The organism is Burkholderia sp. Bp8991, from assembly GCF_003853795.1.
GTDB lineage: Bacteria > Pseudomonadota > Gammaproteobacteria > Burkholderiales > Burkholderiaceae > Burkholderia.
Genome location: NZ_QTQJ01000021.1, coordinates 81,064 through 104,226 on the forward strand (window position 1 = coordinate 81,064; position 23,163 = coordinate 104,226).

At 66.2% G+C, this 23,163-nt stretch carries 22 protein-coding genes and 1 tRNA gene; 13 read left to right on the forward strand and 10 right to left on the reverse strand.

Annotated elements, in window-relative coordinates:
• Positions 1-38: 38 nt before the first annotated feature.
• Entirely contained in the window at positions 39-1,406 is a 1,368-nt protein-coding gene (gene ffh, locus DIE02_RS23210) for a signal recognition particle protein (protein WP_039317379.1), read from the forward strand.
• A 94-nt stretch (positions 1,407-1,500) separates the two neighbouring features.
• Positions 1,501-2,052, forward strand: a complete 552-nt coding sequence (locus DIE02_RS23215) for a hypoxanthine-guanine phosphoribosyltransferase (protein WP_044844211.1) — start codon at positions 1,501-1,503, stop codon at positions 2,050-2,052.
• Between the two features lie 85 nt (positions 2,053-2,137).
• Here the strand turns inward: DIE02_RS23215 and DIE02_RS23220 are convergent, their stop codons facing one another.
• A complete protein-coding gene (locus DIE02_RS23220; protein WP_044844212.1) occupies positions 2,138-2,746 on the reverse strand; it encodes a MarC family protein in 609 nt (202 codons plus the stop codon).
• Positions 2,747-2,767: 21 nt separating this feature from the next.
• Positions 2,768-4,504 carry a proline--tRNA ligase gene (locus DIE02_RS23225; RefSeq protein WP_044844213.1) on the reverse strand — a complete coding sequence of 579 codons (1,737 nt, stop codon included), beginning with the start codon at positions 4,502-4,504 and terminating at the stop codon, positions 2,768-2,770.
• Between the two features lie 218 nt (positions 4,505-4,722).
• On the opposite strand from DIE02_RS23225, the gene DIE02_RS23235 reads away from it, so the two are divergent.
• Together DIE02_RS23235 and DIE02_RS23240 are read left to right on the forward strand one after the other, a co-directional pair.
• Entirely contained in the window at positions 4,723-5,370 is a 648-nt protein-coding gene (locus DIE02_RS23235; protein WP_044844214.1) for an RNA pyrophosphohydrolase, read from the forward strand.
• A gap of 13 nt (positions 5,371-5,383) precedes the next feature.
• Entirely contained in the window at positions 5,384-5,992 is a 609-nt protein-coding gene (locus DIE02_RS23240; RefSeq protein WP_044844215.1) for a CNP1-like family protein, read from the forward strand.
• A gap of 102 nt (positions 5,993-6,094) precedes the next feature.
• On the opposite strand, the gene proB is transcribed toward DIE02_RS23240, so the two are convergent.
• From proB to rplU, 4 genes are all read right to left on the reverse strand, one after another.
• Positions 6,095-7,213 (reverse strand): glutamate 5-kinase, encoded by a 1,119-nt coding sequence (gene proB, locus DIE02_RS23245; RefSeq protein ID WP_124488229.1) that lies wholly within the window; start codon positions 7,211-7,213, stop codon positions 6,095-6,097.
• A gap of 90 nt (positions 7,214-7,303) precedes the next feature.
• Complete coding sequence (gene cgtA / locus DIE02_RS23250) at positions 7,304-8,416, reverse strand: Obg family GTPase CgtA (protein ID WP_044844217.1); 1,113 nt, start codon at positions 8,414-8,416, stop codon at positions 7,304-7,306.
• Positions 8,417-8,604: 188 nt separating this feature from the next.
• Positions 8,605-8,868, reverse strand: a complete 264-nt coding sequence (rpmA, locus tag DIE02_RS23255; RefSeq protein ID WP_006476999.1) for a 50S ribosomal protein L27 — start codon at positions 8,866-8,868, stop codon at positions 8,605-8,607.
• 24 nt (positions 8,869-8,892) lie between these two features.
• On the reverse strand, positions 8,893-9,204 hold the full coding sequence (gene rplU, locus DIE02_RS23260; protein ID WP_006025184.1) for a 50S ribosomal protein L21: 312 nt from the start codon (positions 9,202-9,204) through the stop codon (positions 8,893-8,895).
• Positions 9,205-9,414: 210 nt separating this feature from the next.
• Here rplU and DIE02_RS23265 point away from each other — a divergent pair, with 210 nt between their 5' ends.
• The 9 genes from DIE02_RS23265 (at position 9,415) to DIE02_RS23305 (ending at position 17,386) form a co-directional block, all read left to right on the forward strand.
• Positions 9,415-10,410 carry a polyprenyl synthetase family protein gene (locus DIE02_RS23265; RefSeq protein WP_044844218.1) on the forward strand — a complete coding sequence of 332 codons (996 nt, stop codon included), beginning with the start codon at positions 9,415-9,417 and terminating at the stop codon, positions 10,408-10,410.
• Between the two features lie 148 nt (positions 10,411-10,558).
• Positions 10,559-10,635: transfer RNA gene (locus DIE02_RS23270), tRNA-Pro, on the forward strand.
• Positions 10,636-10,784: 149 nt separating this feature from the next.
• Positions 10,785-12,071 carry an HlyC/CorC family transporter gene (locus DIE02_RS23275; protein WP_082088470.1) on the forward strand — a complete coding sequence of 429 codons (1,287 nt, stop codon included), beginning with the start codon at positions 10,785-10,787 and terminating at the stop codon, positions 12,069-12,071.
• Positions 12,072-12,153: 82 nt separating this feature from the next.
• A complete protein-coding gene (locus DIE02_RS23280; RefSeq protein WP_124488228.1) occupies positions 12,154-13,431 on the forward strand; it encodes a GspE/PulE family protein in 1,278 nt (425 codons plus the stop codon).
• Between the two features lie 5 nt (positions 13,432-13,436).
• Positions 13,437-14,642 (forward strand): type II secretion system F family protein, encoded by a 1,206-nt coding sequence (locus DIE02_RS23285; protein WP_124488227.1) that lies wholly within the window; start codon positions 13,437-13,439, stop codon positions 14,640-14,642.
• 45 nt (positions 14,643-14,687) lie between these two features.
• Positions 14,688-15,599 carry an A24 family peptidase gene (locus DIE02_RS23290; protein ID WP_124488226.1) on the forward strand — a complete coding sequence of 304 codons (912 nt, stop codon included), beginning with the start codon at positions 14,688-14,690 and terminating at the stop codon, positions 15,597-15,599.
• A gap of 84 nt (positions 15,600-15,683) precedes the next feature.
• Positions 15,684-16,292: a dephospho-CoA kinase gene (gene coaE / locus DIE02_RS23295; RefSeq protein WP_124488225.1), complete on the forward strand. Its 609-nt coding sequence runs from the start codon at positions 15,684-15,686 to the stop codon at positions 16,290-16,292.
• Between the two features lie 109 nt (positions 16,293-16,401).
• Positions 16,402-17,157: a cell division protein ZapD gene (zapD, locus tag DIE02_RS23300; RefSeq protein WP_044844223.1), complete on the forward strand. Its 756-nt coding sequence runs from the start codon at positions 16,402-16,404 to the stop codon at positions 17,155-17,157.
• Between the two features lie 28 nt (positions 17,158-17,185).
• The gene (locus DIE02_RS23305; protein WP_039317342.1) at positions 17,186-17,386 is read left to right on the forward strand and encodes a DNA gyrase inhibitor YacG; all 201 of its coding nucleotides are present in this window, start codon (positions 17,186-17,188) and stop codon (positions 17,384-17,386) included.
• Positions 17,387-17,447: 61 nt separating this feature from the next.
• Here the strand turns inward: DIE02_RS23305 and DIE02_RS23310 are convergent, their stop codons facing one another.
• The 4 genes from DIE02_RS23310 to secA all read right to left on the reverse strand — a co-directional run bounded on the left by DIE02_RS23310 (position 17,448) and on the right by secA (position 22,960).
• The gene (locus tag DIE02_RS23310) at positions 17,448-17,891 is read right to left on the reverse strand and encodes an NUDIX domain-containing protein (protein ID WP_044844224.1); all 444 of its coding nucleotides are present in this window, start codon (positions 17,889-17,891) and stop codon (positions 17,448-17,450) included.
• Positions 17,888-18,757: an ATP-binding protein gene (locus DIE02_RS23315; protein WP_044844225.1), complete on the reverse strand. Its 870-nt coding sequence runs from the start codon at positions 18,755-18,757 to the stop codon at positions 17,888-17,890. Before DIE02_RS23315 ends, DIE02_RS23310 begins: the two co-directional genes overlap by 4 nt.
• Before the next feature lie 19 nt (positions 18,758-18,776).
• Entirely contained in the window at positions 18,777-20,018 is a 1,242-nt protein-coding gene (gene argJ / locus DIE02_RS23320; RefSeq protein WP_124488224.1) for a bifunctional glutamate N-acetyltransferase/amino-acid acetyltransferase ArgJ, read from the reverse strand.
• A 143-nt stretch (positions 20,019-20,161) separates the two neighbouring features.
• On the reverse strand, positions 20,162-22,960 hold the full coding sequence (secA, locus tag DIE02_RS23325) for a preprotein translocase subunit SecA (RefSeq protein ID WP_124488223.1): 2,799 nt from the start codon (positions 22,958-22,960) through the stop codon (positions 20,162-20,164).
• Between the last annotated feature and the right edge of the window lie 203 nt (positions 22,961-23,163).

Sequence of the window (23,163 nt, forward strand, 5' to 3'; positions counted from 1 at the left end):
TCCGTTGCGCCTTCGGGCCCCACTGTCCATCGCTCCCCATGCTCGACAATCTCACTCAACGGATGGCGCGCGTCGTCAAGACGCTGCGCGGCGAGGCCCGGCTTACCGAGGCGAACACCCAGGAGATGCTCCGCGAGGTGCGTCTCGCGCTGCTGGAAGCCGACGTCGCGCTGCCGGTCGTCCGCGAATTCATCGCCAAGGTCAAGGAAAAGGCGCTCGGCGAGGAAGTGATCAGCAGCCTGTCGCCGGGCCAGGCGCTCGTCGGCGTGGTCCAGAAGGAACTGACCGCCGTGATCGGCGGCGACTACGAAGGCAAGGCCGCCGAGCTGAACCTCGCGGTCACGCCGCCCGCCGTGATCCTGATGGCCGGCCTGCAGGGCGCCGGCAAGACCACGACCGCCGGCAAGCTCGCGAAACTCTTGCGCGAGAAGTACAAGAAGAAGGTGCTGACGGTGTCGTGCGACGTGTATCGCCCGGCCGCCATCATGCAGCTGAAAACGGTGAGCGAACAGGTCGGCGCCGATTTCTTCCCGTCGACGCCGGACCAGAAGCCCGTCGACATCGCACTCGCGGCCGTCGACTGGGCGAAGCGCCACTACCATGACGTGCTGATCGTCGACACGGCCGGCCGCCTCGGTATCGACGAGGCGATGATGCAGGAAATCGCCGCGCTGCACGGCACGCTCAAGCCGGCCGAAACGCTGTTCGTCGTCGACGCGATGCTCGGCCAGGACGCGGTCAACACCGCGAAGGCGTTCAACGACACGCTGCCGCTCACCGGCGTCGTGCTGACCAAGCTCGACGGCGATTCGCGCGGCGGTGCCGCGCTGTCGGTGCGCCACATCACGGGCAAGCCGATCAAGTTCGTCGGCGTCGCCGAGAAGCTCGACGGCCTCGAGGTGTTCCACCCGGACCGGATGGCGAACCGGATCCTCGGCATGGGCGACATCCTCGCGCTCGTCGAGGAAGCGCAGCGCGGCGTCGACGTGCAGGCCGCGCAGAAGCTCGCCGACAAGGTCAAGAAAGGCGGCGACTTCGACCTGAACGATTTCCGCGCGCAGATCTCGCAGATGAAGAACATGGGCGGCCTGTCGTCGCTGATGGACAAGCTGCCCGCGCAGTTCCAGCAGGCGGCGGCCGGCGCCGACATGGGCCAGGCCGAGAAGTCGATCCGCCGGATGGAAGGCATCATCAGCTCGATGACGCCCGCCGAGCGCGCCAAACCCGAAATCATCAAGGCGACGCGCAAGCGCCGCATTGCAGCCGGCGCGGGCGTGCCGGTGCAGGAAGTCAACCGGATGCTGAACCAGTACGACCAGATGCGTACGATGATGAAGAAGCTGAAGGGCGGCAACATGCAGAAGATGATGCGCGGCTTGAAGGGCATGATGCCCGGCATGCGCTGATTCCGCCCGTCGGCCGGCGCGCGGGTTTTTGCCGTAGCGCGCGCCAGCCGTTCTGCTTCATTCTTATTTGTATACCGACTGCCCGCCAGAACTCATGAACCGCGAAGAAGCCCTCCACATTTTCGAACACTCCGAAGAGATCGTCTCGGCGGACGCCGTCAACGCGTCGATCGCCCGGATGGCCGAAGCGATCCGCGCCGAGATCGGCGACGCGTTCCCGCTCGTCCTCTCGGTGATGGGCGGCGCCGCGGTGTTTACCGGGATGCTGCTGCCGCATCTCGATTTCCCGCTGGAATTCGACTACATCCACCTGACCCGCTACCGCAACACGACGCAGGGCAGCCCGGAGATGCACTGGCGCGTCGCGCCGCGCGAATCGGTGAAGGACCGCATCGTGCTCGTGCTCGACGACATCCTCGACGAAGGCGAGACGATGGCCGCGATCCGCGACCGCATCCTCGACATGGGCGCGAAGCGCTTCATGTCCGCGGTGCTGTGCGAGAAGACGCTCACGAAGGCGAAACCGCTGCATCCCGACTTCTGCGGCTTCTCGGTGCCCGACCGCTACGTGTTCGGCTGCGGGATGGACGCCAAGGGCTACTGGCGCAACCTGCCGACGATCCGTGCGCTGACCGCGAACGTCTGATCGCCGCCCTGCCCGCTATATAAATGGAAAGCGGCGCTCCGGTTACCCGGAGCGCCGCATTTTTTCGTCGGTACGCACCAACGCGTTACATCTGCAGCTGGTGCACGAACGCCTTGATGCCGGCGAGCAGCATCTCGACCGAGATCGCGACGAGCACGAGACCCATCAGCCGCTCGAACGCGGCGACGGTTCGCTCGCCGAGCCACTGCTGGATCCGTTCGGCCAGCACCAGCGTGATCGCGCAGACGATCATCGTGACCGTCAGCGCGCCGACCCACTCGAACATCTTGCCCGGCGCCTGCGACGTCAGCAGCATCACCGTCGCGAGCGCGGACGGCCCGGCGAGCGCGGGAATCGCGAGCGGCACGATGAACGGTTCACCGCCGGCGCGCGGATCGCTGCCGAGCGCGCCGTCCGGATGCGGGAAGATCATCCGCAGCGCGATCAGGAACAGCACGATCCCGCCGCCGAGCCGCAGCGACAGGTCGGTGAGGTTCATCATCCGCAGGAAGCGGTCGCCGACCACCATGAAGAACAGCAGGATCACGAACGCGATCCCGACTTCACGCAGGATCAGCTTCACGCGCCGCTCGCGCGGCACATCCCGCATCGCCGTGATGAACAGCGGGATGTTGCCGAGCGGATCCGTGATCAGCACGAGGAGCACGGTGGCCGACAGGAAGGTGTATTCCACCGTATCCTCCGGTCGAAGCGCTTAGCGCGCGAGCGCGGCGCGGATCTTCTCCGTCACCGTCGCCGCGGCCGCGTCGGCCGGCAGCAGCGTCGCCTCGGCGTCGCGGCGGCCCTGATACTCGATCTTGCCTTCCTTCAGGCCGCGCTCGCCGATCACCAGGCGATGCGGCACGCCGATCAATTCCCAGTCTGCAAACATCACGCCCGGGCGCTCGCCGCGATCGTCGAGGATCACGTCGATGCCGGCCGCGGCCAGTTCCGCGTACAGCTTGTCGGCGGCCTCGCGGACCATGTCGCTGCGATCGTAGCCCATCGGGCACAGCACGACTTCGAACGGCGCGATCGACTCGGGCCAGATGATGCCGCGCTCGTCGAAGTTCTGTTCGATCGCCGCGCCGAGAATGCGCGTGACGCCGACGCCGTAGCAGCCCATCAGCATCGGCTGCGGCTTGCCCGACTCGTCGAGGAACGTCGCGCCCATCGCTTCCGAGTACTTGGTGCCGAGCTGGAACACGTGGCCGACTTCGATGCCGCGGCAGATGTCGATCTCACCCTTGCCGTCCGGCGACGGATCGCCCTTCTTCACGTTGCGCACGTCGGCGACGTCCGGCTCCGGCAGGTCGCGGCCCCAGTTCACGCCGGCGATGTGATAGTCGACCTCGTTCGCGCCGACGACGAAGTCGCTCATGTTCGCGACCGTGCGATCGGCGATCACCTTCACCGGCTTCTTCGTGCCGACCGGGCCGAGGTAGCCCGGCGGCGTGCCGAACCACTCGACGATTTCCTGCTCGGTCGCGAAGCGGTGGTTCTTCAGCCCCGGCAGCTTCGACACCTTGATCTCGTTCAGGTCGTGGTCGCCGCGCAGCATCACGAGCCAGATGGTCGGCTCGGCGCCTTCGTTGTCGGTGGCGAGCACGATTGACTTGATCGTACGCTCGAGCGGGATCGACAGCAGTTCGGCGACGGCCTCGCACTTCGCCTTGCCGGGCGTCGCGACCTTTTCCATCGCTTCGGCGGGTGCCGCGCGTTCGGCGATCAGCGGCAGCGCTTCGGCCGCTTCGACGTTCGCCGCGAAGTCGGACGTCGGGCAGTAGGCGATCGCGTCCTCGCCGGTATCGGCGATCACGTGGAACTCGTGCGAGAAGTTGCCGCCGATCGAGCCGCTGTCGGCCGCAACCGCGCGGAACTCGAGGCCGAGGCGCGTGAAGATGCGCACGTATGCGTCGTACATCTTGCGATACGACTCGTTCAGGCCGGCCGCGTCCTTGTCGAACGAATACGCGTCCTTCATGATGAACTCGCGGCCGCGCATCACGCCGAAGCGCGGACGGATCTCGTCGCGGAACTTCGTCTGGATCTGGTAGAAGTTCACCGGCATCTGCCGGTAGCTCTTGATCTGGTTGCGCGCGATGTCGGTGATGACTTCCTCGTGCGTCGGCCCGATCACGAAGTCGTTGTCCTTGCGGTCCTTGAAGCGCAGCAGTTCGGGGCCGTACTGCTCCCAGCGGCCCGATTCCTGCCACAGCTCGGCCGGTTGCACGGCCGGCATCAGCAGCTCGATGGCGCCTGCCCGGTTCATTTCCTCGCGCACGATCGCCTCGACCTTGCGAATCGAACGCAGGCCGACCGGCAGGTAGTTGTAGATGCCGCCGGCGACGCGACGGATCATGCCGGCGCGCACCATCAGCTTGTGGCTGACGATCTCTGCGTCGGCCGGTGCTTCTTTGAGGGTGCCGATAAAGAAACGGGAAGCTTTCATGCGGACGGTTCCAAATACGGCGCCCCCAGGCGGGGCGCCCGAAAAAGTTTCAAGGTGAAAAAGCTGCGCGCGACGAACGACGATGGCGCAGATGACTTAGCAGACAAATCAGGGACAATTCAGCCGGTGTACCCCGCGCGGTTTCGCTCCGTCACGGTGCGCAGCGCCCGTTATCTGTTTATAATCAAAGCAATTTTAAAGGATTCGAAGGTGGTTGTATGCTGGATCGTGAAGGCTTTCGCCCGAACGTCGGCATCATCCTCTTGAACGCGCGCAACGAGGTGTTTTGGGGCAAGCGGCTCCGCGAGCATTCCTGGCAGTTTCCTCAAGGTGGGATCAAGTACGGCGAGACCCCCATGCAGGCGATGTACCGGGAGCTGCACGAGGAGACGGGCCTGCACCCGGAACACGTCAAGATAATCGGCCGCACTCGCGACTGGTTGCGTTACGAGGTGCCTGACAAGTTCATCAAGCGCGAAGTACGCGGACATTACCGCGGCCAGAAGCAGATCTGGTTCCTTCTGCGGATGGTCGGACGCGATTGCGACATTTGCTTGCGCGCGACCGACCACCCGGAGTTCGATGCGTGGCGCTGGAACGAGTACTGGGTGCCGCTCGATGCGGTGATCGAGTTCAAGCGGGATGTCTATCAGTTGGCGCTGACGGAACTGTCGCGCTTCCTGCGCCGCCCGGCGCAGCGAGCCGAAAAGCCGCGTGGGCCGCGTCTGTCGCGCTATCCGCGCGTCATCGGCGCGCAGGCCCAGCAGACGCTGACGATTGTCGACACATCGGTGGTCTGTTCCGAGATCGAAGTGGAGGCGAGCACGCTCGACGAGATGCCGCCCCGCGTGATCGTCGGCAAATGACGAGTCGGACTGCATGACCGGGCGCGACCTTGGTGTCGCGCCCTTTTTTTACGAGGAATGCATATTGAAAGCGATTGCTCTCGCGCTCGCATCGATCGTCGCGGCGGCCACGCTGGCCGGTTGCGCGAATTCGAAGACGCCGACCAACAAGGATGACAGCGAGTTCGTGTACCTGCTGGACCGCCAGGGCAACTGGAAGGAAAACCCGGTCGACACGCTGCCGCCGCTGCCGCAAGCGGGCGATCTGCTGCCGTTCAACGTGTCGCAGAACACGCCGCTCAAGTTCTCCGTCGATGCGAAGTCGCTCGCGGTCGGCAGCGACGGCGTCGTGCGCTACGCAGTCGTCATCACGAGCCCGGCCGGCGCGCGCAACGTGAACTACGAAGGCATCCGCTGCGACACCTACGAATGGCGTCAGTATGCAGGCCTGAATTCGGATCACGACGGCTGGGACCGCACGGTCGAGAACGACTGGCGTCGCATCGAGAACGGCGAGCTGAACGCGTACCACTCGGCGCTGTACCAGGACTATTTCTGCGCGAACAAGATGCCGCAGGGCACGACCCAGCAGATCCTCGAGAACATCAAGTTCCATCGCACCGCGATGAGCCAGCTGCGCTGACCGCACAACCGAGGCCGGCTGCCCGGCCTCGTTTCGCTTCGTCACAACAAAAAGCCCGCGCGATGCGGGCTTTTTGCTGTCTCGCGACGCCTGGCCGAACGGTCACACGAGCACGAGGTTGTCGCGGTGAATCAGCTCCGGCTCCAGCATGTAGCCGAGCACCGCCTCGATCTCGCCGCTCGGCTTGCGGTGAATCAGCTTCGTTTCCGCGCTGCTGTAGTTCGTGAGGCCGCGCGCCACTTCACGCCCGTCGGGGCCGACACACGCGATCACCTCGCCGCGTGCGAACGCGCCCTGCACGCCGATCACGCCGATCGGCAGCAGGCTCTTGCCGCCGGCCGTCAGCTTCTCGACCGCGCCCGCATCGATCACGACGTGCCCGCGCACCTGCAGGTGATCGGCCATCCATTGCTTGCGCGCGGCCATCCGCGCGGTGCGCGCGATCAGCTGCGTGCCGATCGCCTCGCCCGCCGCCAGCCGCACCAGCACGTCGGCTTCGCGGCCGCTCGCGATCACGGTGTTCGCGCCGCTGTGCGCCGCGCGCTTCGCCGCGAGGATCTTCGTCAGCATCCCGCCGCGGCCGAGGCTCGAGCCTGCGCCGCCGGCCATCGCCTCGAGCTCCGGCGCGCCCGCGCTGGCTTCCGCGACCAGCGTCGCATTCGGATCCTTGCGCGGATCGGCGGTGAACAAGCCCGTCTGGTCGGTCAGGATGATCAGCGCATCGCCTTCGATCAGGTTCGCGACGAGCGCGCCGAGCGTGTCGTTGTCGCCGAACTTGATTTCGTCGGTGACGACCGTGTCGTTCTCGTTGATGATCGGCACGACGCCGAGCCGCAGCAGCGTCAGCAGCGTCGAGCGCGCATTCAGGTAGCGCTCGCGATCGGCCAGGTCGGCGTGCGTCAGCAGGATCTGCGCGGTGCGGATATCGTGCTCGGTAAAGCGGCTTTCATAAACTTGCGCGAGCCCCATCTGGCCGACCGCGGCGGCGGCCTGCAGCTCGTCGATCTCGCGCGGACGCTTGCTCCAGCCGAGCCGCTGCATCCCTTCCGCAATCGCGCCCGAGCTGACGAGCACCACTTCCTTGCCCTGCGCGCGCAGCGCGGCGATCTGGGCCGCCCAGCGGCCGATTGCAGCATGATCGAGCCCCTTGCCGTCGTTGGTCACGAGGCTGGAGCCCACCTTCACCACCAATCGCTTCGAATCCGCGATGATCGAACGCATCGTGCGCCGTCTCCTGTATCTGATGCCTGCCCGGCCGGGCGCAATTGAATTCAGGCACCGGACGCGATGCCCGGTGCGTGTCGGGCCCGCTCAGGCGTCGTCGCCGGGCGTCGCGCCGCCATCGGCTTGCGGCGCATCGCGGAACCGCACGTCCGCGGCCAGATCTTCCTCTTCCGCCGCACGATGTGCGTCCGAATGCTCGGCGAGGTAATCGTAGATCGCGTAGCAGAGCGCTTCGCAGCCCTGGCCCGTGAGCGCCGAAATCTCGAACACCGGGCCGTCCCAGCCGAAACGGTCGAGGAAATCGGCGACGCGCGCCTCGCGCTCGTCTTCCGGCACCATGTCGAGCTTGTTGAGGACGAGCCAGCGCGGCTTCTCGTACAGCGCCTCGTCGTACTTGCGCAGCTCGCCGACGATCGCGGTCGCTTCAGCGACCGGGTCGACGCTTTCATCGAACGGAGCCAGATCGACGAGATGCAGCAGCACGCCGGTGCGCTGCAGGTGTCGCAGGAACTGGTGGCCGAGGCCCGCGCCTTCGGCGGCGCCCTCGATCAGCCCCGGAATATCGGCGATCACGAAGCTCTTGCTCGGGCCGACCCGCACGACGCCAAGGTTCGGAGCGAGCGTCGTGAACGGATAGTCGGCGATCTTCGGCTTCGCGTTCGACACCGACGAGATGAAGGTCGACTTGCCGGCGTTCGGCATGCCGAGCAGACCGACGTCGGCGAGCACCTTCAGCTCGAGCCGCAGCATGCGCCGTTCGCCGGGCTTGCCGTCGGTTTTCTGGCGCGGCGCGCGGTTCGTGCTCGACTTGAAATGCAGGTTGCCGAGACCGCCTGCGCCGCCCTTCGCGAGCATCACCTGCTGATCGTGCTCGGTCAGGTCGGCGATCAGCTCGCCCGTATCCATGTCGGTCACGACCGTGCCGACCGGCATGCGCAGCGTGACGTCGTCCCCGCCCTTGCCGTAGCAATCCGAGCCGCGACCGTTTTCGCCGTTGCGCGCCAGGTGCTTCTTCGCGTAACGGTAGTCGATCAGCGTGTTGATGTTGCGGTCGGCGATCGCGTAGACGTTGCCGCCCCGGCCGCCGTCGCCGCCGTCCGGCCCGCCGAACGGAACGAATTTCTCGCGGCGCATCGACGCGCTGCCATCGCCTCCGTCGCCGGCGATGACTTCGATTCGTGCTTCGTCAATGAACTTCATTCGTCACTCCGACCAGTATTTCCGCTATTGTGCCGCGCGCCGGCATGCTTGAACAATCTGCCGTTCGGCCGATTGCCCGCCAGTGTCGCGACAGCCGCCGGCGCGCACATGCGCCCGGCGGCCAAATAAAAAAAGGCCCCGCGAAGACTGCGGGGCCTTTCGGCTACGAAGCCCGTGGGTGCCTGAACTTAGGCAGCCGCCGGGACAACGATGACCAGATGCTTCTTGTCCGCGCCCTTGGTCGCGAACTTGACGTGACCGTCGACCAGCGCGAACAGGGTGTGATCCTTGCCCATGCCGACGTTCTCGCCAGCGTGCATGCGCGTACCGCGCTGACGCACGATGATGCCGCCAGCGTTGATCGCCTGGCCGCCGTACACTTTCACGCCGAGACGTTTCGACTCGGAGTCGCGGCCGTTCCGGGAAGAGCCGCCTGCCTTTTTGTGTGCCATCTGATTGCTCCTTTACCGAGGCGCTTACGCGTTGATCGCGTCGATGCGCAGCTCAGTGTAGTTCTGGCGGTGGCCGCCGTGCTTTTGGTAGTGCTTCCGGCGACGCATCTTGAAGATGGTGACCTTGGCATGACGACCGTGCGACACAACGGTGGCCTTGACGGAAGCCCCACTGACCAGCGGCGTACCGAACTTAATCGATTCGCCTTCGCCCACTGCGAGAACCTGGTCGAGCGTGATTTCAGCGTCAATGTCAGCCGGTATCTGTTCTACTTTGAGTTTTTCGCCAACGGCAACCTTGTACTGCTTGCCGCCGGTTTTTATGACCGCGTACATTGAGAACCTCACTCTGGATCCAATTTTTCCGCACACCACGCGCGGAAAACACGTGATTATACATGGGCTTAGCACCCAAGTCAAAGCCGATCCACGATTGCCGCCCGCAAGCCCTGGCCGGACGGCCAAAATCACCGGGCAGACACGTCCGACAGACCGGCATATCGCGGATTCGACTTATAATCCGCGGCATCACCCATTTCGATCATCATGTCGTCGTCCACCGCCTCCCCCACCCTCAGCGCCGCCCACCTGCTCGCCCCGATCGCCAGCGACATGGAGCAGGTGAATCGCGTTATCCGGCAAAGCCTCGCGTCCGACGTGCTGCTGATCAACCAGATCGCCGAGTACATCATCGGCGCGGGCGGCAAGCGGCTGCGTCCGGCCCTGCTGCTGCTCGTCGCCGGCGCGCTCGGCGAGACGTCGCACCAGCGGCACGTGCTGGCCGCCGTCGTCGAGTTCATCCACACGGCCACGCTGCTGCATGACGACGTCGTCGACGAATCCGAACTGCGGCGAGGCCGCCAGACGGCCAACGCGCTGTTCGGCAACGCGGCGAGCGTGCTGGTCGGCGACTACCTCTATTCGCGTTCGTTCGAGATGATGGTCGGCGTCGGCAAGATGCGCGTGATGGAAATCCTGTCGGAAGCGACGACGATCATTTCCGAAGGCGAAGTGCTGCAGCTCCTGAACATGCACGACGCGGACGTCGACGAGACGCGCTACATGCAGGTGATCCGCTACAAGACGGCGAAGCTGTTCGAGGCATCGGCCCGCCTGGGCGCGGTGCTCGCCGGCGCCGATGCGCCGACCGAAGCCGCCGCCGCCGAATACGGCCGCCGGATCGGCACCGCATTCCAGATCATGGACGACTGGCTCGACTACGCGGGCACGGCCGAAGCGATGGGCAAGAATGCCGGCGACGACCTGCGCGAAGGCAAGCCGACACTGCCGCTCATCTATCTGATCGAACGCGGCACGCCCGAGCAATCGGCGCTCGCCCGCGAGGCGATCGAACAAGGCGGCACCGATCGCTTCGACACGATCTTCGACGCGATCACGCGTTCGGGCGCGCTCGACCATACGCTCGAATGCGCGCGCCAGGAAGCACAGGCCGCCGCGGCCGCGATCGCCGCGTTCCCGGATTCGATCTACAAGGAAAGCCTGCTCGCGCTGTGCTCGTACTCGACGTCGCGACAGTCGTAAGCGCGCGGCGACCACGACACGAACCGCTTTTCGAAAAATTTCTTCATCAAGGTATTCCCTTTTCGAAAAAACATCGTTATAGTTACGTTCTTGCTTGTGACGACGCAGCGATCTGAACGAAAGCGGCGAAGTCGGAAGAGCAAAAAATCGGGGTGTAGCTTAGCCTGGTAGAGCGCTACGTTCGGGACGTAGAGGCCGGAGGTTCGAATCCTCTCACCCCGACCAGATTTTGAAAAAACCGTGCACCGTGTGCACGGTTTTTTTTTGCCTTCTTCTGCCTGGTCTCGCGAGCGCGCGTGTCGCGCACGACACATCCCGGCCGCCGGCCTCTGCTATATTCCCTCCATCCCTGTCCTTCACTGCCCTTCTGACGCGTGGACCAAATTCCCTTATGGGCGCAAATCGGCGCCGTCTTCCTGCTTCTCCTCTGCTCCAGCTTCTTTTCCATTTCCGAGACCGCGATGATGGCGCTCAACCGCCATCGGCTGAAGCATCTCGCCGGCCAGGGCGTGCTCGGTGCGAAAACCACGCAGGGTCTCCTCACGCGCACCGACCTGCTGCTCAGCGTGATCCTGATCGGCAACAACCTGTTCAACACGATCATCCCGGTCCTGACGACGTCGCTCGCGCTGCACACGTTCGGCCGTAACAACCTGGCGCTGTCGATCGCGACCGGCATCGTCGCGTTCCTGATCATCGTGTTCGCGGAAATCGCGCCGAAGATCGTCGGCGCGACCTTTCCCGAACGCATCGCGCTGCCCGCCAGTCTCGTGATCGCGCCGCTGATGCGCGTGTTCAAGCCGGTCGTCTGGTTCGTCAATGAACTGGCGAACGGCGTGCTCTGGATGCTGCGCATCAATACGAAGAAGGGCCGCGACCAGCGGATGTCCGCCGACGAGCTGCGCGCGATCGTGCTCGAGTCGAGCAGCTTCATGCCGACCAAGCACCGCAGCATCCTGCTCAACCTGTTCGACCTCGAGAACATCACGGTCGACGACGTGATGGTGCCGCGCCGCCAGATCGAGTCGCTCAACTTCTACGCGCCGCTCGACGACATCCTGCATCAGCTCGAGACCTGCTATCACAACCGCCTTGTCGTCTACGAAGGCGACATCGACAAGGTGCTCGGCGTGCTGCACGTCCGCAAGACGCTCACCGGGCTGCACAACCAGGATTTCGACCGCGAAACGTTGCGCACGCTGCTCGCCGAGCCGTACTACGTGCCGTCGGGCACGCCGGTCGTCCAGCAGCTCCAGTATTTCCAGGAAAGCCGCCAGCGGACCGCGCTCGTCGTCAACGAGTACGGCGAACTCGAGGGGCTCGTCACGCCCGAGGACATCATCGAGGAACTGATCGGCGAATTCACGACGTCGATGCCGCGCGGCGAACGCGCGGGCGGCTGGAACGAGAACGGAGAATGCATCGTCGCCGCCAGCATGCCGCTGCGCGAACTGAACCGCTGGCTGCACCTGCAACTGCCGACCGACGGACCGAAGACGCTCAATGGCCTGATCCTCGAAATCCTCGAGGAAATCCCCGAAGGCGACGTGTGCCTGAAGATCCGCGACGTGATGCTCGAGGTCATGCGCAGCGACGACCAGGCCGTGCGCACCGTCAAGCTCTTCAAGCCGCGCAGCACGCGCGCACGCGGCGCGCGCTAGCCGAACGGCCGACTGTCGGCGCCGCGCACGATACGAGACCATTTGCCGGTCACGATCAACAGGCGGCCGAGCGCCGGCTCACATGCACTTCCCACTTCCCGGGGCGCCGCTGCACACGCAGCGGCCGCCTGTCTCCACCGACGCATCGCCCGCCGAAACACCGCGGTCGCTCGATGCGGCGCAACTCGACGACTCGCCCGCCGTACGGCTGCTGACCGACACGCTGCACGCCGCCCGCGTGCGCGACGCGTCCGACATCCACGTCGAACCGTTCGAAGCAGGCTGGCGCATCCGCCTGCGCATCGATGGCGTCCTGCATGAACACGCGCGGCCGCCCGCTCATCTGCGCGACGCGCTCGTGACGCGGATCAAGGTGCTCGCCCGCATGGACATCGCCGAGCGCCGGCTTCCGCAGGACGGCCGGCTGCGCATCGCGGTCGACGGCGGCACGCGCGGCGACTACCGGGTCAGCTCGCTGCCCACGCTGTTCGGCGAGAAGCTCGTGTTGCGCCGCCTCGAAACGCTGCCGCCCGACCTCACGCTCGCGCGTCTCGGCTTCGACGCGCGGCAGGCCGCGGCGATGGAAGCCGCGATACGCGCGCCGCACGGTCTCGTGCTCGTGACCGGGCCGACCGGCAGCGGCAAGACGCTGTCGCTCTACTGCGCGCTGCAGATGCTCGACCGCGATGCGCACAATGTGTGCACGGTCGAGGATCCGGCCGAGATCCAGCTCGACGGCATCAACCAGGTCGGCGTCGCCGAAAAAGCCGGGCTGACGTTCGCCACTGCGCTGCGCGCGCTGCTGCGTCAGGACCCGGACGTCATCATGGTCGGCGAGATTCGCGATGCGGAGACGGCCGACGTCGCGATCAAGGCCGCACAGACCGGGCACCTCGTGCTGTCCACGCTGCATACGAACGACGCGCCGGCAGCCGTCGCGCGACTGCTCGACATCGGCGTCGCGCCATACAACCTCGCCGCCGCGTTGCGCCTCGTCACCGCGCAACGCCTCGTGCGGCGCCTGTGCCTCACCTGCCGCGTGCGTTCGGACGCGTCGGTGCGCGCGCTGCGCGAAGCAGGCTGCAATCCGGCAGCACTGGAATCCGGGTGGCGCCCGTTCGTCGCGCGCGGCTGTGCCGCCTGTCACGGCATCGGTTATCGAGGCCGCATCGGCCTGCATCAGACGATGCCGGTTTCACCGGAGATGGCGGAACGCATCGTCGCACGCGCAAGCGTCGGTGCGCTCGCGCAATGCGCGGCAGCCGAGGGCGTACGTAGTCTGCGCGACGCGGCACTCGCGCACGTTCGCGACGGTACGACGAGCGTCGCGGAAGCACTGGCCGCGACGCCCGACGCGTGATCGCGATGCCTGCACCGCCGCACGAGACGCGTTTCGCGTGGCGTGGCCGTCGTCGCGACGGCACGCCATGCCGCGGGAACATCATCGCCTTCGATGCCGCCGCCGCACGTGCGGCGCTCGCGCGCGACGGCGTCACGGTGCTGTCGCTCGATGTCCGCGGCACGGCCCGGCCGCCGTCGGCCGGCGCGCGGGAAGTCACGCGCTTCACGCGTCAGCTCGCGAGCCTGCTGCAGGCCGGACTGCCGCTCGCACCGTCGCTCGAGATGCTCGCGCGCACCCGCACGCGCGACGGGCTGCCGCGCATCGCCGCCGGCCTCGCACGCGAGATCGTCGGCGGGCAACGCTTCGCCGCCGCGCTCGCACGCTACCCGTCCCAGTTCGGCACGCTGTATCGCCAGTTGATCGAGGTAGGCGAAGCATCGGGCGCGCTCGGCACCATACTGACCCGCGTCGCGGAGCACCGCGAACGTGCCGACGCGCAATGGCGCAAGCTGCGTGCCGCGCTAGCCTACCCGGTCGCCGTCATCGTGTTCGCGCTCGCGATCTCGGCCGCGCTGATGGTGTGGGTCGTGCCGACGTTCCGGCAGATCTTCGACGGCTTCGGCGCGGCCTTGCCGGCGCCGACCCGAGCCCTGCTCGCCCTCTCGTCCGCGACCTCGGCCTGGGGCGGCACGTTCGTCGCCGGGGCAGCGGTGGCGGGGCTCGCCGCACGTCACGCGCTGCGGCGCTCGCCATCGCTGCGCTACACGGCCGCGCGGCACGTGCTGGATGCGCCGCTCGTCGGCGGCGCGCTCACGCGGTTCGCCACCGCGCGCTGGTGCCGCTCGCTCGCAACGCTGCTCGGTGCGGGCGTCCCGCTCGCCGATGCATTCGCCACGCTCGAACGCACCGCCGGCCATCCGGTGTTCGAGCAGGCCACCGCGCAGATCGCGACGCACGTGCTGCGCGGCGCGCGTCTCGCCGATGCGATGCACGCGGCGGGCTGCTTCCCGGACGACGTCGTGCAGCCGATCGCCGTCGCCGAGGAAACCGGCGCGCTCGACACGATGCTCGCCGATATCGCCGCGCTATGCGAGCGTCAGCTCGACGCGCGCCTCGATGCGCTCGCCGCGCTCGGCGAGCCGCTGATCGTGATCGTCCTGGGTGCGCTCGTCGGCGGCCTCGTGATCGCGATGTATCTGCCCATCCTTCAGCTGGGCAACGTGGTGTAGCATCGCAACCGATTCTGTCGCCTTTCAAGCCCGAACCCGAGCCCCATGACGCCCGCGCCCCTGACCACCGTTTTCGACTCGCCCGACAGCACGTTGCACGCGCTGGCGATGCTGCCGCTCGCGGTGCAGTATGCGTTCGCCGTCGTGCTCGGCCTGTGCGTCGGCAGCTTCGTGAACGTCGTCGTGCACCGGGTCCCGGTGATGATGCAGCGCGCGTGGCAGGCCGAAATCGCGGAAGCAACCGGCAGCGCAAGCTCGCCGCCGGACGACGGCTATCCGCCGCACTACGATCTGTGGCGCCCGCGCAGCGCCTGTCCGCATTGCGGTCACGTGCTGCGTGCGTGGGAAAACATCCCGCTCGTGAGCTACCTGCTGTTGCGCGGGCGCTGCCGTCAGTGCGGCCATGCGATCGGCGTGCGCTATCCGCTCGTCGAGCTCGCCGGTGCGCTGCTCGCCGCCGGTTCGCTCGCCGCGTTCGGCCCCACCGTTGCCGCACTCGCCGCGTTCGGACTGTGCGCCGCGCTGCTGGCGATGAGCGCGATCGATATCCAGACCGGCTACCTGCCCGATTCGATGACGCTGCCTCTGCTGTGGGCCGGGCTCGCACTGAATCTCGGCGGCACGTTCACGTCGCTGCGTTCGGCCGTGGTCGGCGCGATGGCCGGCTACCTGTTCCTGTGGTCGGTCTACTGGTTGTTCAAGTGGCTGCGCGGCATCGAGGGCATCGGCTTCGGCGACCTGAAGTTGCTCGCCGCGCTCGGCGCGTGGATGGGCTGGGCCGCGCTGCCGCAGGTCGTGCTGTTCGCCGCGGTGACGGGGGCGCTCGTCGGGCTCGTCGCGACCTGGCGCGGGCGCATGCGCTTCGAGGAGCCGATTCCGTTCGGCCCGTTCCTCGCGGCAGGCGGCGTCGCCACGCTGTTTTTCGGTACCCCTTTCTATTCGGCGCTCGGCGGCTGACATGACACGCTGCCGGCGTCCGCCATGTTCGCTGCGTCGCGGGGAGGCGCTTCGCTTCCGCGCGGCGGCCCGGCGGAGGCTCACATGTTTGCAATAGGACTGACCGGCGGCATCGGCAGCGGCAAGACGACCGTCGCCGACCTGTTCGCCGCACGCGGTGCATCGCTCGTCGACACCGACCTGATCGCGCACCGCATCACCGCACCGGCCGGTCTCGCGATGCCCGCGATCGAACACGCATTCGGACCGGACTTCGTCGCGGCCGACGGCTCGCTCGATCGCGCGAAGATGCGCGCACTCATTTTCAGCGACGACGACGCACGCCGGCGCCTCGAGGCGATCACGCATCCGCTGATCCGCGCCGAAACCGATCGCGAAGCCCGCGCAGCGCAAGGCCCTTACGTGATCTTCGTCGTGCCGCTGCTCGTGGAGTCAGGTAACTGGAAGGCGCGCAGCGATCGTGTGCTCGTGGTCGACTGTCCGGTCGAAACGCAGATCGCACGTGTGATGCGACGCAATGATTTCACGCGCGAACAGGTCGAAGCGATCATCGCGAGACAGGCAACGCGCGAGGCGCGTCTCGCAGCGGCCGACGACGTGATCGTCAACGACGCGACGACACCCGATGCGCTCGCCGCGCAGGTCGATGCACTGCACCAACGCTATCTCGCATTGGCGGCTGCCGCGCACTGATCGCGGCGTGCGATCGTGATGGTGTACGAAATTGGTGCGTTGCTAGGGTAGACAGTGAGCATTAGAATGTCCTGCATTGTTTCAATCCCTACCCTAGAGGCGAGCGCGCTTGATTCTTTACGAGTATCCGTTCAACGAGCGAATTCGCACGCTGTTGCGCCTCGAAGACCTGTTCGAGCGCTTCGCGTTCTTTTTGGCTCAGGAGGACCCGCGTGAGCATCACGTCGCGCTGACGACGCTGTTCGAAATCGCCGAGGTCACGGGCCGCGCGGACCTGAAATCGGATCTGATGAAAGAGCTCGAACGTCAACGCCAGACGCTCGCCCCCTTTCGCGGCAATCCGGGCATCGAACAGAATGCGCTCGAGTCCGTGCTCGGTGAAATCGAGCAGACGCTCGCCAATCTTGCGCAGATGCAGGGCAAGACCGGGCAGCATCTGGTCGACAACGAGTGGCTCGCCAGCATCCGCAGCCGCGCGGTGATTCCCGGCGGCACGTGCAAGTTCGACCTTCCGTCGTACTACGCGTGGCAGCAATGGCCCGCGGAACAGCGGCGCCAGGACATCGCGAAATGGATCCTGCCGCTGCTGCCGCTGCGCGATGCCGCGGCGATCGTGCTGCGGCTCGCTCGCGAATCGGGCCAGGCGTCGAAGGTGATGGCGATGCAGGGCAGCTACCAGCAGATGCTGTCGGGGCGCACCTATCAGCTGATGCAGGTGCGCGTGCCGCCGGAGCTGCGCGTGATTCCCGAAGCGAGCGCCAACAAATACATGTTGTGGGTACGGTTCACCATGCAGGACGGCGACGTGCGGCCGCGCGCGGTGGACATCGACGTGCCGTTCCATCTGACACTGTGCAATCTGTAACGGCCGTGTGCCGGTTCGACGCTTTCGTATGACTACCGTTGTGAAATGTCCTTCGTGCGGCGCAGAAGTGCGCTGGACGCCTGAAAACAAGTTCCGTCCCTTCTGTTCGGCCCGCTGCAAGCAGCTCGACCTCGGTGCATGGGCCGCGGAAAAGTACCGGATCGGCGGGTCCTCCGACGAGGGTCCGTCGTCGGAGGAAGACGGCACCGACGGCCGCCGAGATAGCTGAGCGGCGCACGGCACCGCTCATGGGCGGATGTGGCCCGCCTTCCAGGCGAGCCGTCACGGCGTCATTGCGACGCCGCTTCCTTCTCGAGCAGTTCCAGCACCGGCAGCGCCGCCGGCAACAGCGGCGCGACCTCGACCGGCAGTTGCTGCCATACGAACGCCTGCCCTTCCTTGCTGTGCGGCTCGCCCGTCCAGCCCGTCACCTTGCAGAAATAAAGCCGCACGTACGCGTGCGGATAATCGTGCTCGAGCGTATGCCAGCGGTGGCTGGCCGTGACTTCGATGCCGAGTTCCTCGTGCAGCTCGCGCGCCAGCGCGTCCTCGACGCTCTCCCCGGCCTCCAGCTTGCCGCCCGGAAACTCCCAATAGCCTTCATACGGCTTGCCCTGCAGCCGCTGCGCGAGCAGGTAGCGACCGTCTGGCTGCACCATCACGCCGACCGCGACTTCCGTCACCTTCCGGCCGTCGGGCGCGCGCACGGCGCTCGTTACGGAATCCGTGCTCATGCCTGCTCCTTGCGACCCGACCAGTCGCGCGCGAACTGCCATGCGACACGCCCCGAACGCGAACCGCGCTCGAGCGCCCAGACGAGCGCATCGCCGCGTGCCGTCTCGATCTCGGCGTCCGCGCAACCGAAATGGCGCAGCCAGTGCGCGACGATGTCGAGGTAGTCGTCCTGCTTGAACGGGTAGAAGCTGACCCACAGGCCGAAGCGCTCCGACAGCGAGATCTTTTCCTCGACGACTTCGCCGGGGTGGATCTCGCCGTCCGGCAGATGCTTGTACGACTCGTTGTCGCTCATGTACTCGGGCAGCAGATGGCGGCGATTCGACGTCGCGTAGATCAGCACGTTGTCGGACTGCGCGGCGATCGAGCCGTCGAGCGCGACCTTCAGCGCCTTGTAGCCCGATTCGCCGTCCTCGAACGACAGGTCGTCGCAGAACACGATGAACCGCTCCGGACGCTGCGAGATCACCTCGACGATGTCGCCGAGATCGTGCAGATCGTCCTTGTCGACTTCGATCAGGCGCAGCCCGTCCTTCGCATAGGCGTTCAGGCACGCCTTGATCAGCGACGACTTGCCGGTGCCGCGGGCACCGGTCAACAGCACGTTGTTCGCCGGCTTGCACTGCACGAACTGTCGCGTGTTCTGCTCGATCAGCCCTTTCTGCCGATCGATGTTGTGCAGGTCGTCGAGCGTGATCGTCGACGCTGCCGGCACCGGTTGCAGATAGCCGCGCCCCTGGCGCTTGCGCCAGCGGAACGCGGTGGCGGCGTTCCAGTCGACGGCCGCCGGCGCCGGGGGCAGCATCCCCTCGAGGCGGCCGAGCAGCGCTTCCGCGCGCGTCAGAAACTGTTCGAGCTTGTCCATGTCGTTCGAGCGCTCCCGATCAGGAGCGGTAGTCCGCGTTGATGCTCACGTAATCGTGCGACAGGTCGCACGTCCAGACCGTTGCCTGCGCGTCGCCGCGGCCGAGCAGCACGCGAATCGTGATTTCGCTCTGCTTCATCACGCGCTGGCCGTCCTCTTCCTGATAAGCCGGGTTGCGGCCACCGGCCTTCGCGACGAGCACGTCGTCGAGATAGAGATCGATCTTGCCGACGTCGAGATCCGTGACGCCCGCGTAGCCGATCGCCGCGAGAATCCGGCCCAGGTTGGGGTCGGATGCATAGAAGGCCGTCTTCACCAGCGGCGAATGCCCGATCGCATACGCGATCTGGCGGCACTCGGCGACGCTCTTGCCGCCCTCGACCTGCACCGTCATGAATTTCGTCGCGCCTTCGCCGTCGCGCACGATCAGCTGCGACAGCTGCTGGGCAACCTGCGTCACTGCATCGCGCAGCGCCGCATAAGCCGGCGAGTCGGTCGACGTGATCGCGGGCAGCGTGCTCTTGCCCGACGCGATCAGGATGAACGAGTCGTTCGTCGACGTGTCGCCGTCGATCGTGATGCAGTTGAACGAGCGGTCGGCCACTTCCTTCACGAGCGTGTCGAGTACCGGCTGCGCGACGTTCGCATCGAACGCGAGGAAGCCGAGCATCGTCGCCATGTTCGGCTTGATCATGCCCGCGCCCTTGCTGATGCCCGTCAGCGTGACCGTATGGCCGTCGATCGTCACCTGGCGCGACGTGGCCTTCGGCAGCGTGTCGGTCGTCATGATCGCCTGCGCGGCGTCGTACCAGTTCGCGGCCTTGCGGTTCGCGAGCGCGGCCGGCAGCCCGGCCTTCAGGCGGTCGATCGGCAGCGGCTCGAGAATCACGCCGGTCGAGAACGGCAGCACCTGTGCGGCGTCGAGGCCCGCGAGACGCGCGAGTTCCGCGCAGGTTTCGCGGGTGTTCGCGAGGCCTGGCTCGCCGGTGCCCGCATTCGCGTTGCCCGTGTTCACGACGAGCGCGCGGATGCCCGCGCCGCCCGCGCGCACCTTCGCGAGATGCTCGCGGCACACGATCACGGGCGCGGCGCAGAAGCGGTTCTCGGTGAATACGCCAGCGACCGTCGCCCCTTCGTCGACGGAGATGACCAGCACGTCCTTGCGATTCGGCTTGCGGATGTTCGCTTCCGCCCAGCCGAGCGTGACGCCGGCGACGGGATGGAGTTGGGCGGGATCGATCGACGGAAAATTGACAGCCATGGGGCACACCTGCCGGATGGAAAATGCCGGCACGCGCCGGCATCGATTGGAAGAACCGGCGGCCGCACGCGCGGGCCGCCGCAACTCACGTCACTGACTCGAAGCTGCGAACGAAGCGGCACGCGGATGCGCGCCGCCGCCGATCATGACAGCTTCCCGTGACATTGCTTGTACTTCTTGCCGCTGCCGCACGGGCACGGGTCGTTGCGGCCGACCTTCGGCATCTCGCCGCCGGGGCCGCTGTGGGTCATCGCACTGCCGACCATGTCGGCCGTCGCCGTGGCCGCGGTGGCGGCCGCGACGTTCGCGACCGGCGCGCCGGATTCCGCGTAGTCGGCGTGCTGAAACTCGACGTTTTCGAGATGACCGCCGCGCTCCTCGATCTGCTCGGCGGCTTCCTCGAGTTGCTCCGGCGACTGGATCTGCACGTTCATCACGATGCGCGTGACTTCCTGCTTGATCGCGTCGAGCATCGCGGCGAACAGCTCGAACGCTTCGCGCTTGTATTCCTGCTTCGGGTTCTTCTGCGCATAGCCGCGCAGGTGGATGCCCTGGCGCAGGTGGTCGAGCGCCGCGAGGTGCTCGCGCCACAGCCGGTCAACCGTCTGCAGCATCACCGAACGCTCGAACGCGCTGAACGATTCGCGGCCGACCAGCGCGACCTTCGCCTCGTACTGCTCGTCGGCGGCGGTCGTCACGGCTTCGAGAATCTCCTCGGCCGTGATCGACGATGACTCGTTCACCATTTCCTGGATCGCGAGGTCGAGCTGCCAGTCGTTGCGCAGCGCTTCCTCGAGCTCGGGCACGTCCCACTGTTCCTCGATGCTGCCTTCCGGCACGAACTGGCGGACGACTTCGGTGATCACGCCGTGACGCATCGCCGAGATCGTCTCGGTGATGTCGTGCGCTTCGAGCAATTCGTTGCGCTGCTGGTAGATCACCTTGCGCTGGTCGTTCGACACGTCGTCGTATTCGAGCAGCTGCTTGCGGATGTCGAAGTTGCGCGCTTCGACCTTGCGCTGCGCCGATTCGATCGAACGCGTGACGATGCCGGCCTCGATCGCCTCGCCTTCCGGCATCTTCAGGCGATCCATGATCGAGCGCACGCGGTCGCCCGCGAAGATGCGCAGCAGCGGATCGTCGAGCGACAGATAGAAGCGCGACGAGCCCGGATCGCCCTGGCGGCCCGCACGGCCGCGCAGCTGGTTGTCGATCCGGCGCGATTCATGGCGCTCGGTGCCGATGATGTGGAGGCCGCCCGCGGCCTTCACCTGCTCGTGCAGCGTTTCCCACTCGTCGTGCAACTGCTTGATGCGGCGCGCCTTTTCGTCGGCCGGGATCGCTTCGTCGGCTTCGATGAATGCGGCCTGCTTCTCGGCGTTGCCGCCGAGCACGATGTCGGTACCGCGACCGGCCATGTTGGTCGCGATCGTGATGCGCTTCGGACGGCCGGCTTCCGCGACGATCGCCGCTTCACGCTCGTGCTGCTTCGCGTTCAGCACCTCGTGCGGCAGCCCGGCCTGCTTCAGCAGGTGCGACAGCAGTTCCGAGTTCTCGATCGAGGTCGTGCCGACCAGCACCGGCTGACCGCGCTCGTAGCACTCGCGAATGTCGCGGATCACCGCGTCGTAGCGCTCCTTGGCCGTCTTGTAGATCTGGTCCTGCTTGTCGATCCGCTTCGGCGGACGGTTGGTCGGGATCACGACCGTCTCGAGGCCGTAGATCTCGTTGAATTCGTACGCTTCGGTGTCCGCCGTGCCCGTCATGCCCGCGAGCTTTGCGTACATCCGGAAGTAGTTCTGGAACGTGATCGAGGCGAGCGTCTGGTTCTCGCTCTGGATCTTCACGTGCTCCTTCGCCTCGACCGCCTGGTGCAGGCCGTCGGACCAGCGGCGGCCCGCCATCAGGCGGCCCGTGAATTCGTCGACGATCACCACTTCGCCGTTCTGCACGACGTAGTGCTGATCCTTGTGGAACAGCGTGTGGGCGCGCAGCGCCGCGTACACGTGGTGCATCAGCGTGATGTTCTGCGGCGCGTACAGGCTCTCGCCCTCGCCGATCAGGCCCCACTCGGCGAGCAGCCGCTCGGCCTTCTCGTGGCCCGACTCCGTCAGGAACACCTGGCGCGACTTCTCGTCGAGCGTGTAGTCGCCCGGCTTCTCGACGCCCGTGCCATCGGCCTTCTCCTCGCCGATCTGGCGCTCGAGCAGCGGCGGCAGCGCGTTCATCCGCACGTACAGCTCGGTGTGGTCTTCCGCCTGGCCCGAGATGATCAGCGGCGTACGCGCCTCGTCGATCAGGATCGAGTCCACTTCGTCGACGACCGCGAAGTTCAGGGCCCGCTGCACGCGCGCGTCGGTCTCGTAGACCATGTTGTCGCGCAGGTAGTCGAAGCCGAACTCGTTGTTCGTGCCGTAGGTGATGTCCGACGCGTAGGCCTGCTGCTTCTGGTCGTGCTCCATGCCGGACAGGTTGATGCCGACCGACAGACCGAGGAAGTTGTAGAGGCGCGCCATCCATTCGGCGTCGCGCTGCGCGAGGTAGTCGTTGACCGTCACCACGTGCACGCCACGGCCGGCCAGCGCATTCAGGTACACGGGCAGCGTCGCGACGAGCGTCTTGCCCTCGCCGGTGCGCATTTCCGCGATCTTGCCGTAGTGGAGCACCATGCCGCCGATCAGCTGCACGTCGAAATGGCGCATCTTCAGCACGCGGCGGCTCGCCTCCCGGCAGACTGCGAACGCCTCGGGCAGCAGCTTGTCGAGCGACTCGCCGCCCGCGATCCGCTGGCGGAACTCATCCGTCTTACCGCGCAACTGGTCGTCCGTCAGCTTCTCGATCTGCGTTTCGAGCGCATTGATCGTCGCGACGGTCTTTTGGTATTGCTTGACGAGCCGCTGGTTGCGGCTGCCAAAAATTTTCTGGAGAAAACCGGTTGTCATCGGATCGGATCCTGCGTCGCAGCACCGGCGCCCGGCGCGTGTTGCGCGCCCCGACGCCCGAGCCTCGGCGGCTTAGCGAATTAGTGGAATCAAACGAGGAATTTTAGCACGCGAGGAAGCATGCGCCGGTGTCCCGGCCCGACCCACGCCGCACGCCGAACCCGTGCAGGCAACCGGGCGCACGGCCCGAAAGCCGCCCGTGC

Coding starts and splice junctions, on each gene's coding strand:
- ffh (WP_039317379.1), top strand. CDS start 39: ATGCTCGACAATCTCACTCAACGGATGGCGCGCGTCGTCAAGACGCTG.
- DIE02_RS23215 (WP_044844211.1), top strand. CDS start 1,501: ATGAACCGCGAAGAAGCCCTCCACATTTTCGAACACTCCGAAGAGATC.
- DIE02_RS23225 (WP_044844213.1), bottom strand. CDS start 4,504: ATGAAAGCTTCCCGTTTCTTTATCGGCACCCTCAAAGAAGCACCGGCC.
- DIE02_RS23235 (WP_044844214.1), top strand. CDS start 4,723: ATGCTGGATCGTGAAGGCTTTCGCCCGAACGTCGGCATCATCCTCTTG.
- DIE02_RS23240 (WP_044844215.1), top strand. CDS start 5,384: ATGACCGGGCGCGACCTTGGTGTCGCGCCCTTTTTTTACGAGGAATGC.
- proB (WP_124488229.1), bottom strand. CDS start 7,213: ATGCGTTCGATCATCGCGGATTCGAAGCGATTGGTGGTGAAGGTGGGC.
- cgtA (WP_044844217.1), bottom strand. CDS start 8,416: ATGAAGTTCATTGACGAAGCACGAATCGAAGTCATCGCCGGCGACGGA.
- rpmA (WP_006476999.1), bottom strand. CDS start 8,868: ATGGCACACAAAAAGGCAGGCGGCTCTTCCCGGAACGGCCGCGACTCC.
- rplU (WP_006025184.1), bottom strand. CDS start 9,204: ATGTACGCGGTCATAAAAACCGGCGGCAAGCAGTACAAGGTTGCCGTT.
- DIE02_RS23265 (WP_044844218.1), top strand. CDS start 9,415: ATGTCGTCGTCCACCGCCTCCCCCACCCTCAGCGCCGCCCACCTGCTC.
- DIE02_RS23280 (WP_124488228.1), top strand. CDS start 12,154: ATGCACTTCCCACTTCCCGGGGCGCCGCTGCACACGCAGCGGCCGCCT.
- DIE02_RS23285 (WP_124488227.1), top strand. CDS start 13,437: ATGCCTGCACCGCCGCACGAGACGCGTTTCGCGTGGCGTGGCCGTCGT.
- DIE02_RS23290 (WP_124488226.1), top strand. CDS start 14,688: ATGACGCCCGCGCCCCTGACCACCGTTTTCGACTCGCCCGACAGCACG.
- coaE (WP_124488225.1), top strand. CDS start 15,684: ATGTTTGCAATAGGACTGACCGGCGGCATCGGCAGCGGCAAGACGACC.
- DIE02_RS23305 (WP_039317342.1), top strand. CDS start 17,186: ATGACTACCGTTGTGAAATGTCCTTCGTGCGGCGCAGAAGTGCGCTGG.
- DIE02_RS23310 (WP_044844224.1), bottom strand. CDS start 17,891: ATGAGCACGGATTCCGTAACGAGCGCCGTGCGCGCGCCCGACGGCCGG.
- DIE02_RS23315 (WP_044844225.1), bottom strand. CDS start 18,757: ATGGACAAGCTCGAACAGTTTCTGACGCGCGCGGAAGCGCTGCTCGGC.
- argJ (WP_124488224.1), bottom strand. CDS start 20,018: ATGGCTGTCAATTTTCCGTCGATCGATCCCGCCCAACTCCATCCCGTC.
- secA (WP_124488223.1), bottom strand. CDS start 22,960: ATGACAACCGGTTTTCTCCAGAAAATTTTTGGCAGCCGCAACCAGCGG.